Origin of the sequence: Bradyrhizobium sp. A11 (assembly GCF_042077125.1) — a bacterium.
Classification (GTDB): Bacteria; Pseudomonadota; Alphaproteobacteria; order Rhizobiales; family Xanthobacteraceae; genus Bradyrhizobium; species Bradyrhizobium japonicum_B.
The window spans coordinates 2,461,305-2,474,475 of the sequence record NZ_CP149509.1; the positions used below are offsets into that span (position 1 = coordinate 2,461,305).

The following is a 13,171-nucleotide window of genomic DNA, read 5'->3' on the forward strand; positions in this document are numbered from 1 at the left end:
ACGAGGGGAGGGAGCACGGCCAATGATCGACCACATTTCCGTCGGCGTCAGCGATCTCGAGCGCGCCGCGAAATTCTACGAGGCCACGCTCGCAGCGCTCGGCCTTGCGCGCCTCGTCGCGCGGCCGCGGACGGTCGGCTTCGGCAAGGCCTATCCCGAGTTCTGGATCAATCTGCGCGAGAGCATGCCGCCTGTAGCCCGGGAAAGCGGCGTGCACATCTGCCTGCGGGCCAAGACGACGGACGAGGTCGATGCGTTTCATGCCGCGGCTCTCGCGGCGGGCGGGGCCTCGGACGGTGCGCCCGGCATCCGACCGCACGATCGCGTGCGCTACTACGCGGCGTTCGTCGTCGATCCCGACGGCAACCGCATCGAGGCGGTGACGTTTCCGCAAGGGTAGCGGAGGCCTAAAGCGCGATGCGATGAATCGTCATCGCGCTTTAGGTTGTTGTTTAAGCATGATCTTTTCGGAAAACCGCTGCGCACTTTTCCGGATCATGCTTTAGAGCCGGCGCGCCACGTCGGGCGCGAGATCGCGCTGGCTGTCAGGAATCTGCGCAGCAGCGGCGCGCAATCGCGGAACGATCTCCTCGACCTTGTCGGCCTTCAGGATATCGACGGTGAGACCGGCGCGGATGAACTCGGTTTGGCGCATGTGGGCCACCAGAGAGAACAGCGGCTCCCAGAAATTGTCGATATTGGCGAGCAGCACCGGCTTGGCGTGACGACCGAGCTGCTGCCAGGTCAATTGCTCGACCAGCTCCTCGAGCGTGCCGAGCCCGCCGGGAAGGGCGACGAAGGCGTCGGAGCGCTCGAACATCAGCCGCTTGCGCTCATGCATGTCGGGCGTGACGACCATCTCCTGCACGCGCGTGAGCGCGTTCTCGCGCATCCGCAGGAAGTCGGGGATGATGCCGGTGACGGTGCCGCCGTGATCGAGCACGGAGGTTGCGACCGCCCCCATCAGCCCGAGCGAGCCGCCGCCATAAACGAGGCGGATCTTGCTGTCCGCCAGCGCCTTGCCGAGCGCTTTCGCCGCTTCGATGAAGTTGGGATTGGTTCCAGGGCCGGAGCCGCAATAGACACAGACGGTTTTGATCGTGCTCATTGGTGCCATGATGCATTGCAGCGAAGAGGCGTCAAGCCCTTCAGGTGATTCGATACTCCCGGAAATCTACCGGTAAATGGCGGCAAACAATCGAAGATTCGCCATTTGACGGGGTGCGCTGGCATCGGGAAGGCTCTATATGACAGGCGAAAATCGTAAATCTCGACGACGCCCGCATCCGGTGGGCTTTCAGGCTTCTTGATGGACCAACCTCAATCGTTCGACGGCGCCGACGTTCCCGCCGGCGGCCCGCCCGAGCAGGGGACACTGATGGGCACGCTGGCGCATCTGTGGCCCTATATCTGGCCGGGCGACCGCTTCGACCTGAAGATGCGCGTGGTGTGGTCGCTGGTGCTGCTGCTCGCGGCCAAGCTGATCACGCTCGCGGTCCCCTTCAGCTTCAAATGGGCGACGGACGCGCTGACCGGCGCCAACACCGCGCCGGTGCAGGCCGACAATTGGCAGCTCTGGGTGATCGCCTCGCCGTTGTTGCTGACGGTGAGCTACGGCGTGATGCGCATCCTGATGGCGCTGCTGACGCAATGGCGCGACGGCATCTTCGCGCGCGTCGCCATGCACGCGGTGCGCAAGCTCGCCACCATCACCTTCATTCACATGCACGAGCTGTCGCTGCGCTTCCATCTCGAGCGCAAGACCGGCGGCCTGACCCGCGTGCTCGAGCGCGGCCGCGAGGGCATCGAGGTCATCGTCCGCATGGTGATCCTGCAGCTGATCCCGACCATCGTCGAGGTCTCGCTGCTGATGGCCGTGCTGCTCTGGCAGTTCGACTGGCGCTACGTGGTCGCCACCCTGATCATGGTCGCGCTCTACATGTACTACACCTACATCGCGACCGAGTGGCGGATCGGCATCCGCCGCAAGATGAACGATTCCGACACCGAGGCGAACACCAAGGCGATCGACTCGCTGCTCAACTACGAGACCGTGAAATATTTCAGCGCCGAGGCGCGCGAGGCGCAGCGCTACGACAAATCGGTGGAGCGCTACGAGGAAGCCAGCGTCCGCACCTACACCTCGCTCGCGGTGCTCAACACCGGACAGGCGGTGATCTTCACGCTGGGCCTGACCGCGACCATGCTGATGTGCGCGATCGGCGTGCGCAACGGCACCAACACGGTCGGCGATTTCGTGCTTGTCAACGCCATGATGATCCAGCTCTACCAGCCCCTGAACTTCATGGGCATGGTCTATCGCGAGATCAAGCAGGCGATCATCGACATCGAGAAGATGTTCGGCGTGCTCGGCCGCGAGGCCGAGATCAAGGACGCCCCCGATGCCAAGCCGCTGGTCGTCTCCGCCGGCACCGTGCGCTTCGAGGACGTGCGCTTCGCCTATGAGCCGACGCGCCCGATCCTCAAGGGCATCAGCTTCGAGGTGCCGGCTGGCAAGACCGTCGCCATCGTCGGCCCGTCGGGCGCTGGCAAGTCGACCATCTCACGCCTTCTGTTCCGCCTCTATGACGTCTCCGGCGGCAGGATCCTGATCGACGGCCAGGACATCCGCGCGGTGACGCAGGATTCGCTCCGCGCCTCGATCGGCATGGTGCCGCAGGATACCGTGCTGTTCAACGACACCATTCGCTACAACATCCGCTACGGTCGCTGGGACGCCAGTGATGCCGAGGTCGAGGAAGCGGCGCAACTGGCGCAGATCGATCATTTCATCCGCATGGCGCCGAAGGGCTACGAGACCCAGGTCGGGGAGCGCGGGCTCAAGCTGTCCGGCGGCGAGAAGCAGCGCGTCGCGATCGCGCGAACCGTCTTGAAGGCGCCGCCGATCCTGGTGCTGGACGAGGCAACCTCGGCGCTCGATACCCACACCGAGCACGAGATCCAGGGCGCGCTCGACCGCGTGGCGAAGAACCGCACCTCGCTGGTGATCGCGCACCGGCTTTCGACCATCGTCGGGGCCGACGAGATCATCGTGCTGGATCAGGGCCGCATCGCCGAGCGGGGCACCCACGCCAAGCTGCTCGCCCATGGCGGCCTCTATGCCAGCATGTGGAACAGGCAGCGCGAGGCCGAGGCGGCGCGCGAGAAGCTGGCGCAGATGGGCGACACCGGCGAGGCCCCCAACCGGGAGCCGCCCCCGGTCGATGACGCCCTGACGACGCCTGCGGCGGCGGTGTGACCTTGTCTCCGGTCCCAACTCTGGCCTAAACAGGCCCGCGCGACCTGCGCCATTAACCGCGAGCGGCAGATAACGATGTCCATTCTCGATTCGATCCAGCGTCAGATCCCGCCGATCCACAAGGAGGGCTATCCCTTCATCGGCGGCTTTGCGCTGGTCAGCCTGGTCCTGTTCTGGCTGTGGTCGCCTCTGGGCTGGATCGGCACGATCCTGACCGTGTGGTGCGCGCTGTTCTTCCGCGATCCCGTGCGCGTGACGCCGGTGCGCGAGGGGCTGGTGGTGTCGCCGGCCGACGGCCGCGTCTCGATGATCACCATGGCGCTACCGCCGGCCGAGCTCGGGCTCGGCGACCGGCCGCTGCCGCGCATCTCGGTGTTCATGAGCGTGTTCAATTGCCACGTGAACCGCGCGCCGGTCGCGGGCCGGGTGGACCGGATCGCTTACCGCCCCGGCCTCTTCATCAATGCCGAGCTCGACAAGGCCAGCGAGGACAACGAGCGCAACTCGCTGGTCATCTCGACGCCGACGGCCCGCATCGGCGTGGTGCAGATTGCAGGCCTCGTCGCCAAGCGCATCGTCTGCTTCGTCCGGGAAGGCCAGGCGATCGGCGCCGGCGAGCGCTTCGGCCTGATCCGCTTCGGCTCGCGGCTCGACGTCTATCTGCCCGTGGGCACCAAGGCGCTGGTCTCGGAAGGGCAGACCGCCATCGCCGGCGAGACGATCCTGGCCGATCTTGCTGTCGACGACCCCAGCCGCGCTTACCGCGCCAATTAACCAATAGTCGGTCCACGCGGGCCTTCCGCCGCAATAGCGGAGGGGGACGCGGCTTGCTATATCTCGCCTCAAGGTGAGGACGAGCCATGACGCCCTATGACTTCAAGGATCCCGATACGCGCCGCCGGCGGTTCCGCCCGATTCCGGTGCGGATGCTGGTCCCCAACGTCATCACGCTGCTGGCGATCTGCGCCGGCCTGACCTCGATCCGGCTGTCGATCGAAGGGCGGATGTCGCTCGCCGTCTATGCCATCGTGTTTGCGGCCGCGCTCGACGGCATCGACGGGCGCATCGCGCGCATGATCAAGGGCCAGTCCAAGTTCGGCGCCGAGCTCGACAGCCTTGCCGATTTCGTCAATTTCGGCGTCGCGCCCGGTCTGATGCTGTATTTCTGGCAGCTGCACGAGCTCGGCAATGCCGGCTGGATCGCCGCCATGGTGTTCGCGATTTCCGGCGGCCTGCGCCTGGCGCGCTTCAACGCCACCATGGACGATCCCAACAAGCCGGCCTTCGCCGCCAATTTCTTCACCGGCGTGCCGGCGCCGGCCGGCGCGATCACCGTGCTGCTGCCGATCTACGTCGCCTTCCTCGATCTCGGCCGCATGCCTGCGGCGGTGACGGCGGCCTACACGCTCCTGATCGCTTTCCTGATGGTGTCGCGCCTGCCGGTGTTCTCCGGCAAGACCAAGCGCATGCGCGTGCCGCCGGAGCTGGTGCTGCCGGCCTTCGTCGCGGTGGTCGTCTTCATCGCGCTGCTGATCGCCTATCCCTGGCACGTGCTGTCGATCGGCACGGTGCTGTATCTTCTCGCTTTGCCGCTCGGCTACAAATCCTATCGCGACCAGGCCCGCGCGATGGAGGCTGCTACGCCTGCGGGAGACGAGGTCTCCTCGCCGCCCTCGGCGCCGACGCTGACGAATTTGTCGGAGCCGCCGCAGGACGACGACCGGCCCGGACGGCTGCACTGAGCAGCGACACGCGGATATCTGCCATGAGGCCCCCCGAGTTGGGTTGAGACCCGATCTCGGCTATATCGCCCTGTGACGGCGGCATCGCGTCAATCAGCCGCCAATCTGGGAGAGAACGCCGTGACCGATAAAGCGACCGGGCCGCTGCCCGCTTCCGTCCTCGAAGCGCTGGGCCGCTACGACACGCCGACGATCTGCAATGCCATGGAGATCGTGGCACCCGAGCGCCGGCTGATCGGCTACACCACCAAGCAACTGGTCTGCCCGTTCCCCGATTTGCCGCCGATCGTCGGCTATGCCCGCACGGTTGCGATCCGCTCTGTGCTGAAATCCTCGCTGCCCGCCGAGGAGCAGTCGAAGCGCCGCATCGAATATTACGAATATGTCGGCACCGGCCATGGGCCGCGCATCTCCGTGATCCAGGACATCGACGGTCCCGACGTCGGCTACGGCGCGTTCTGGGGCGAGGTGCAGAGCAACGTCCACAAGGCGCTCGGCTGCCTCGGCGTCATCACCGATGGCTCGATCCGCGACATCCCGCAATGGGCCCCCAGCTTCCAGGCGCTGGCCGGCTCGATCGGGCCGTCGCACGCCTGGGTCCATGCCGAGAGCTTTGGCGGCGAGGTCCGCGTCGCCGGCATGACCGTGAGGTCTGACGACCTGATACACGCCGACCGGCACGGCGCCATCGTGATCCCGCTCGACGTCGCCGCAAAGCTGCCTGAGGCCGCCGAGCTCTGCGGCCGCCGCGAGACGCCGATCCTGGAGATCGCCCGCAGTTCCGATTTCTCGCTGGAGAAGCTGAAGGCCGCGCTGAAGCGCTCGGCGGAGATCCACTGAGCCTATGGCGATGACGTCGGTCGTGTGCTGCCTTGTTCGGCCAGGAACAGGGCAGCCTGATCCGGCTCTCCCAGCACGGCGGCGGCACATCCGATCAGGGCGAAGCCGCCGGCGAAATCCCACAGGGTGATGTCGTCCGCGCTGTTGGGGCTGTGAAGCAATCGCGCCGCGAGCAGGGCGAAGGCCGCCTCGACAAAGAGCAGCGCGCTGAACGCCGGCAGGACCAGCTCCGGCTCGAGCAGATGGAGCGCCAGCACCGCCGGCAACGCGGTGAGAACACCGAATAGCGTCAACATTGCAGATCGCTCCCGCGATTTGGTCTGCGCGGGCTGCAGAATAGCAGATCATTGAGGGGCCGGCCCGTGGCGCAGGGCCGCAGTTCGCTTGGGAACTCAGCTTCGATGGCGAGCGAGCAGTTCCTTAACCCTTCGGCCGTGGTTCCGGACTGAATTGCCCGAACCGTGGCTCGGTCCCGGCCACCAGGCGCTGAATGTTGGTGCGATGCCGCACGATCACATAGATGCCACCTGCAATCACCAGCAATCGATAGGGCAAGGGTTGCTCGAGGACGCAGACGAGGGCGATCGCCGTCAGCGCGGCCAGCATCGAGCCCAGCGAGACGATGCGCGAGACGGCCAAGGCGACAGCAAAAGCGATTGCAGCCCCGAGCCCGACTGGCCACGCCATCGCAAGCAGCACGCCGAGCCCTGTCGCCGCGGATTTGCCGCCGGTGAAGTTCAGCCAAATCGAAAGGGCGTGTCCCAGCAACGCGGCAAGTCCGGAAAGACACACGGCCCAGTCGATCCAGCCTTGCGGATCGAGCGCGGCCGGCGGCGTGCCTGATGGAAACGTGAAGACCCAGCCAAAGAACCAGCGGGCAAAGACGATTGCCGCGGCACCCTTGAGCACATCAACCAGAAGCACAGCCAGCGCGGGCCATTTTCCGAGGATGCGCAGCACATTTGTCGCGCCGGTCGATTTGGAGCCGTGCTCCCTGATGTCGATACCCCTCAGCAGTTTCCCAGCGAGATAACCGGTGGGCACAGAACCGAAGAGATAGGCGATGGCCAATCCAATCGCGCTCGCCAGCCAGAAAACCATGGGAGAACCCCTCGACGCTTTTGTATCGGCCATAACGGCTGCGTGTTCATGAGTCCGCCGCCCGGAGGGCGAGGACATCATCGGCCGAGGGCGCTTTTATGGTTAGTGAAACGTTGAGATGCCTGTCGGCAAGCGGCAAAGTCGGCATCCCCCAAGCACACTGTGCCGGTCCGGCGTGCTGGCTCAACTTAACCTTTACGCGGCTTTAAGGGCGGCGCTCTAGGGTTTGCGATGCGGTTCGGGGTTGGGCCGCACCAGCGGCCAGGACGGCCGTTGTCGCGTACGCGTTGGAGTCGAGAATGGATATCGCAACACTCGTCGGGTTGGCCGCGGGCGCCGTGGTGGTGTCGACGCTGATCTTGATGGGCGGCAGCTTCGGGATGTTCTACGACATCCACGCCGTGATCGTCATCTTCGGCGGCTCCTTCGCCGCAACGATGATCCGCTTTCCATTGTCCGCGATGATCCACGGCGTGCCGCTCGGCGCGAAGTTTGCCTTCACCCTGAGCCGCCTTTCGGCCCACGACCTCGTCGACGAACTCGCCCGCATCGCCGAAATCGCCCGCAAGCAGGGTCCGGTCGGGCTGGAAAAGGTCGAGACTGACGAGCCGTTCCTCGCCAAGGGCATCCGCTACGTCGCCGACGGCTACGACCTCGATTTCATTCGCGACAATCTCGAGCGCGACCGCGACAACTTCCTGATGCACCTCGACGAAGGCAGCAAGATCTACCGCGCCGTCGGCGACTGCGCCCCGGCGTTCGGCATGATCGGCACGCTGCTCGGCATGGTGCAGATGTTCTCCAACATGTCGGATCCTTCCAAGCTCGGTCCGTTCATGGCCACCGCGCTGCTGGCGACCCTGTACGGCGCCGTTGTCGCCAACCTGGTCTGCCTGCCGATTGCCGACAAGCTGCACGGCAAGCTGCTCGACGAAGAGACCAACCGCACCCTGATCATCGACGGCATCCTGATGATCCGCGACTCCAAGAGCCCGACCCTGGTGCGCGAAATGCTGCTGGCCTATCTGCCGGAGAAGCATCGTAACACCGAGGGAGAGCCGGTGCCGGCCTAAGGCCGCTGCCCGGAATTTGAGAGATGGCCAAGAAGAAGCGCGGCAATGCTCACGGCGGCGGCCACGGCTGGTTCGTGACCTTCGCCGACCTGATGGCGCTGCTGCTGGCGTTCTTCGTGATGCTGGTCGCGTTCTCCACGCAGGATGCCAACAAGCTGAAGATCGTCGCGGGCTCGATGCGCGAGGCGTTCGGCGTGCAGAGCGAAGCGCGCTACTCCGGCATCGTCGAATCGGACGGCCTGCCGACGCGCCCGCGGCTCAAGAACGTCGACCACATCCAGCCGGAAGATGCGTCCAACACGCCGACGCCGGATCAGGAAGACCGCGAGAAGACCTCCGGCGCAAAGATCAAGGTCGACCGCAATTTCGCGCTCGCCGCAGCCTCGCTGCGCCAGGCGTTGCAGGACATGCCGGAGTTGACCGAGATGTCCAAGCACATCATGTTCGAGGAGACCAAGCAGGGCCTCAACCTCGAGATCGTCGACCAGGACGGCCGCTCGATGTTCGCCGACGGCTCCAAGGTGCCCTATGACCGGACCCGCCGCCTGGTCGAGAAGCTCGCGATCCCGCTCAAGGCCACGCCGCTCCGCGTCTCCATCGCCGGTCACACCGCGGCCGGCTTCGTGCCGAACCGCAGCGATTACGGCGCCTTCGATCTGTCGGCCGACCGCGCCAATGCCGTGCGTCAGATTCTCGAACGCGAGGGCCTGCCGCCGTCGCACATCTTCGCCGTCTCCGGCAAGGCGGACACCCAGCCCCTGTTTCCGGACGATCCGTCCCTCGCGGCCAACCGGAGGGTGACCATCACCCTGATGCGCGAGGATCCGCCGCTGCCGCCAAATCTGAAGCCATGACCGGGCATGGTGAGCGTCGGCTTCCGACGCGATCATGCCCGGAGGATAACCCTCTTGCGCTACCATGTTACCTGAGGCATGTCGTCGCGCGGGCGATGAGCGTGGCTGCAGCGTCACAACATCCGGCTCCGCGCCTGCTATGGTGGTGCGCCGATTGACAGGCGCACCGGAAGCGTCAAAAGGCGCCGGATCAATTCCCAGGGAAGAAGCGTTCTCCACCCTCATGACGGCGAGCATCACACAGGCCGAGACCCAGGAAGGGCCGGTCAGATCAGGTTTTTGGGCCCTTACGCTCGGGAGCATCGGCGTTGTCTTCGGCGATATCGGCACCTCGCCGCTCTACGCATTTCACGAGGCGGTCAAGGGCGCGGCCCATGGCGAGCCGGTCTCACGGGTCATCGTGCTCGGTGTGCTCTCGCTGATTCTGTGGGCCCTCTTGATCGTCGTCACCGCCAAATACGTCCTGCTGCTGCTGCGTGCCGACAATAACGGGGAGGGCGGCACGCTCTCGCTGATGGCGCTCGGTCAACGCGCGCTCGGGCGGCGAAGCTGGGTCTTGATGGCGCTCGGTGTGGTGGGCGCCTCCATGTTCATCGGCGATTCCATGATCACGCCGGCGATCTCGGTGCTCTCGGCGGTGCAGGGCCTCAAGCTCGCGACCCCCGCGCTCGAGCACTATGTCGTGCCGCTCACCGTCCTCATCCTGGTGCTGCTGTTCGCGGTCCAGAGCAAGGGGACCGCCTTGGTCGCATCGGCTTTCGGGCCTGTGATGGTGGTCTGGTTCGCCGTGATCGCGGTGATGGGGGCCGTGCACATCGCCGACGACCCCACCGTGCTCGCGGCAATCAATCCCTATTACGCGGTGCAGTTCGTGCTGTCGCACGGCGTTATCGGCCTCGTGACGCTCGGCGCGGTGTTCCTGGCGGTGACCGGCGGCGAGGCGCTTTATGCCGATCTCGGCCATTTCGGCCGCAAGCCGATCCAGTCGGCCTGGATGTTCTTCGTGCTGCCCGCGCTTCTGATCAACTATTTCGGGCAGGGTGCGCTGGTGCTGTCCGATCCCAGCGCGATCGAGCACTCCTTCTATCGTATGGTGCCCGAGAGCCTGGTGCTGCCGCTGGTCGGACTCGCGACAGCCGCAACCGTGATCGCGAGCCAGGCGGTGATCACCGGCGCCTATTCGCTGGTCCACCAAGCCGTGCAACTCGGGCTCCTGCCGCGTTTCGAGGTGCGTTACACCTCCGAATCCCATGCCGGCCAGATCTATCTGCCACGCGTCAACCGCCTGCTGCTGATCGGCGTGATGCTGCTGGTGTTGCTGTTCCACACTCCCAGCAATCTGGCTTCGGCCTACGGTATTGCCGTCTCCACCACCATGGTCGCCGATGGCATCATGGGCTTCGTCGTGATTTGGAAGCTATGGAACTGGCGCGCGGCGACGGCCGCGGCCGTGATCGTCCCCTTCGTCATTGTCGATTTGAGCTTCTTCAGCGCCAACCTGCTCAAGTTGCTCGAAGGCGCCTGGGTGCCGCTGCTGTTCGGCATCGTCATGGCAGGGACGATCTGGACCTGGCGTAAGGGCTCCGGAATTCTGATCCAGAAGACGCGACGGATCGAGGTGCCGCTCGACGATTTGATCCGCAGCCTCGAGAAGCGGCCCCCGCACATCGTCAAGGGTACCGCGGTGTTCCTGACCAGCGATCCCGCGTTCGTGCCGACCGCGCTGCTGCACAATCTCAAGCACAACAAGGTGCTGCACGAGCACAACGTGATCCTGACCATCGAGACCGCGCATACGCCGCGGGTCGATCTCGCGGAGCGATTCCGCATGGAGAAGATCAGCGACAAGTTCTCCAAGGTTCGTCTGCGCTTCGGCTTCATGGAGCAGCCGAACGTGCCCAAGGCCCTCGCGATCGCGCGCAAGCAGGGCTGGCAGTTCGACATCATGTCGACGTCGTTCTTCGTGTCACGGCGATCGCTGAAAGCATCGGCGCAGTCGGGCATGCCGTTGTGGCAGGATCATCTGTTCATCGCGCTCAGCCGGTCCGCCAACGATGCCACCGACTATTTCCAGATCCCCACCGGACGCGTGGTTGAAGTCGGAACCCAGGTCACCATCTAGAACGAAACTGTAGCAGCTATGCAGATTTGCATAGCTAAGGCCCGAAATCGGGCTAGGCCATGCCGGTAGCGCAGGACTATAAGCCGCGCGCTCTTCCGCCGTTGTGCAGTGAAGCATTTTAGAGGCCGTTGGCTCTCCCATGACAAGTGATGTAGCGATTTCCGCCCCGGAAACGGTGGCGGCCAATGGGCATGGCGATGCCCATACCACCGCGGGTTTCGGGGCGCTGACGCTCGGCAGCATCGGGGTGGTCTATGGCGATATCGGCACCAGTCCCCTCTACGCCTTCCGCGAGGCGGTGATGGCCGCCTCGGGCGCAGAGGGGCTGCCGACGCCGGCCGCGGTGCTTGGCGTGCTCTCCCTGATCCTGTGGGCGCTGATCGTCGTGGTGACGCTCAAATACGTCGTGATCCTGCTCCGGGCCGACAACAACGGCGAGGGCGGCACGCTGGCGCTGATGGCACTGGCACAGCGCGCGGTCGGCACCGGCGGGGCGACCATCGTGCTGCTCGGCATCATTTCCGGCGCGCTGTTCTACGGCGACGCCGTGATCACGCCGGCGCTCTCGGTGCTGTCGGCAATCGAGGGCATGAAGGACGTCACGCTCAGGTTCGAGCCCTATATCGTGCCGCTGACGGTGGTGATCCTGGTCTGCCTGTTCGCCGTGCAGTCGCGCGGCACCGCCCGCGTCGCCGCCTTCTTCGGCCCGATCATGTGCGTCTGGTTCGCCGTCATCGCGGCGGCGGCAATCCATCCGATCATCCAGCAGCCGCAGGTGCTGCTGGCTCTGAACCCGCTCTACGCCGTGTCCTTCATGCTCCACCACGGCATCATCGGTTTCGTGACCCTGGGCGCGGTGTTCCTGGCCGTCACCGGCGCCGAGGCGCTCTACGCCGACCTCGGCCATTTCGGCAAGCGGCCGATCCAGTTCGCCTGGCTCTCCATCGTACTGCCCTCGCTGGCGCTGAACTATCTGGGGCAGGGCGCGCTCGTGCTCAGCGACCCCGGCGCGATCGTGAGCCCGTTCTTCCAGCTGTTTCCGCAAGGCTTCTTCCGCGGCTGCATGGTCGTGCTCGCCACCATGGCGACCGTCATCGCCAGCCAAGCGGTCATCACCGGCGCCTATTCGCTGACGCGCCAGGCGATCCAGCTCGGCCTGCTGCCGCGCTTCGAAATTCGCCATACGTCTGAAGCCCATTCCGGCCAGATCTTCATCCCGCGCATCAACCAGCTGCTGCTGGTCGCGGTGGTGCTGCTGGTGCTGCTGTTCCGCTCCTCGAGCGCGCTGGCTTCGGCCTACGGCATCTCCGTCACCGGGACCATGGTGGTCACGGCGATGATGGGCTTCGTCGTGGTCTGGAAGGGCTGGCGCTGGAAGCCGCTGGCGGCCGCGGCGCTGATCGCCCCGTTCCTGCTCCTCGATCTGACCTTCCTGAGCGCGAACCTGCTCAAGGTGCTCGAAGGCGGCTGGGTGCCGCTGGCGCTCGGCGCGCTCATGATCATCGTGATGTACACATGGCGGCGCGGGAGCCGGCTCCTGTTCGAGAAGTCGCGCAAGCTCGAGTTCCCGCTCGCCGAGCTCGTCGCCATGCTGGAGAAGCGGCCGCCGCAGCGCGTGCCCGGCACCGCCGTGTTCCTGACCTCGGATCCCCTGAGCGCGCCGACGGCGCTGATGCACAGCCTGAAGCACTACAAGGTGCTGCACGAGAAGAACGTCATTCTCACCATCGAGACGGCGCAGACCCCGCGCATCGATCCGTCCGAGCGGGTCAAGCTGGAGCAGATCTCACCGACCTTCTCCAAGGTGACGCTCAGGTTCGGCTTCATGGAATCGCCCAACGTGCCGAAGGCGCTGGCGATCGCCCGCAAGCTCGGCTGGCAGTTCGACATCATGTCGACCTCGTTCTTCCTGTCGCGAAGGGCGCTGAAGCCCGCAGCTCATTCGGGCATGCCGCGTTGGCAGGACCGGCTGTTCATCTCGCTCAGCCGCTCCGCCAACGACGCCACGGACTATTTCCAGATCCCGAGCGGCCGCGTGGTCGAGGTCGGCACCCAGGTGGCGATCTAGGCGCAGATCGGCGTCCTCCACCGCTGTTATCACCCGCGAAGGCGGGCGATCCAGTATCCCAGAGGCCGGCGTCGAAGAGTTCGCTCTCGCCGTGACCGCCGCGGCGTACTGG

Annotated in this window: 12 protein-coding genes; 9 read left to right on the plus strand and 3 right to left on the minus strand. The window is 65.2% G+C overall.

Annotation, left to right across the window (positions count from 1 at the left end):
• The first annotated feature begins 22 nt into the window (after positions 1-22).
• Positions 23-400, plus strand: coding sequence for a VOC family protein (locus WI560_RS11320; RefSeq protein WP_375308063.1), 378 nt, complete (start codon positions 23-25; stop codon positions 398-400).
• Between the two features lie 102 nt (positions 401-502).
• On the opposite strand, the gene WI560_RS11325 is transcribed toward WI560_RS11320, so the two are convergent.
• A complete protein-coding gene (locus WI560_RS11325) occupies positions 503-1,108 on the minus strand; it encodes a TIGR00730 family Rossman fold protein (protein ID WP_375308064.1) in 606 nt (201 codons plus the stop codon).
• 201 nt (positions 1,109-1,309) lie between these two features.
• Here WI560_RS11325 and WI560_RS11330 point away from each other — a divergent pair, with 201 nt between their 5' ends.
• The 4 genes from WI560_RS11330 (at position 1,310) to WI560_RS11345 (ending at position 5,841) form a co-directional block, all read left to right on the plus strand.
• The gene (locus WI560_RS11330) at positions 1,310-3,259 is read left to right on the plus strand and encodes an ABCB family ABC transporter ATP-binding protein/permease (RefSeq protein WP_375308065.1); all 1,950 of its coding nucleotides are present in this window, start codon (positions 1,310-1,312) and stop codon (positions 3,257-3,259) included.
• A gap of 75 nt (positions 3,260-3,334) precedes the next feature.
• The gene (locus tag WI560_RS11335; protein ID WP_375308066.1) at positions 3,335-4,033 is read left to right on the plus strand and encodes a phosphatidylserine decarboxylase; all 699 of its coding nucleotides are present in this window, start codon (positions 3,335-3,337) and stop codon (positions 4,031-4,033) included.
• 86 nt (positions 4,034-4,119) lie between these two features.
• The gene (locus tag WI560_RS11340) at positions 4,120-5,001 is read left to right on the plus strand and encodes a CDP-alcohol phosphatidyltransferase family protein (protein WP_375308067.1); all 882 of its coding nucleotides are present in this window, start codon (positions 4,120-4,122) and stop codon (positions 4,999-5,001) included.
• 120 nt (positions 5,002-5,121) lie between these two features.
• Positions 5,122-5,841, plus strand: coding sequence for an RraA family protein (locus tag WI560_RS11345; RefSeq protein WP_375308068.1), 720 nt, complete (start codon positions 5,122-5,124; stop codon positions 5,839-5,841).
• 2 nt (positions 5,842-5,843) lie between these two features.
• Here the strand turns inward: WI560_RS11345 and WI560_RS11350 are convergent, their stop codons facing one another.
• Both WI560_RS11350 and plsY read right to left on the minus strand, forming a co-directional pair.
• Complete coding sequence (locus WI560_RS11350; RefSeq protein WP_375308069.1) at positions 5,844-6,137, minus strand: hypothetical protein; 294 nt, start codon at positions 6,135-6,137, stop codon at positions 5,844-5,846.
• 124 nt (positions 6,138-6,261) lie between these two features.
• Entirely contained in the window at positions 6,262-6,942 is a 681-nt protein-coding gene (plsY, locus tag WI560_RS11355) for a glycerol-3-phosphate 1-O-acyltransferase PlsY (protein ID WP_375308070.1), read from the minus strand.
• 299 nt (positions 6,943-7,241) lie between these two features.
• Between plsY and WI560_RS11360 the strand changes: the two genes are divergently transcribed.
• The 4 genes from WI560_RS11360 (at position 7,242) to WI560_RS11375 (ending at position 13,059) form a co-directional block, all read left to right on the plus strand.
• Positions 7,242-8,015 (plus strand): motility protein A, encoded by a 774-nt coding sequence (locus WI560_RS11360; RefSeq protein WP_028135679.1) that lies wholly within the window; start codon positions 7,242-7,244, stop codon positions 8,013-8,015.
• Between the two features lie 23 nt (positions 8,016-8,038).
• Positions 8,039-8,869, plus strand: a complete 831-nt coding sequence (locus WI560_RS11365; protein WP_028135680.1) for a flagellar motor protein MotB — start codon at positions 8,039-8,041, stop codon at positions 8,867-8,869.
• A 223-nt stretch (positions 8,870-9,092) separates the two neighbouring features.
• Positions 9,093-10,991, plus strand: coding sequence for a potassium transporter Kup (locus tag WI560_RS11370; RefSeq protein WP_257177775.1), 1,899 nt, complete (start codon positions 9,093-9,095; stop codon positions 10,989-10,991).
• A 139-nt stretch (positions 10,992-11,130) separates the two neighbouring features.
• On the plus strand, positions 11,131-13,059 hold the full coding sequence (locus WI560_RS11375; RefSeq protein ID WP_375308071.1) for a potassium transporter Kup: 1,929 nt from the start codon (positions 11,131-11,133) through the stop codon (positions 13,057-13,059).
• The last annotated feature ends 112 nt before the right edge of the window (positions 13,060-13,171 follow it).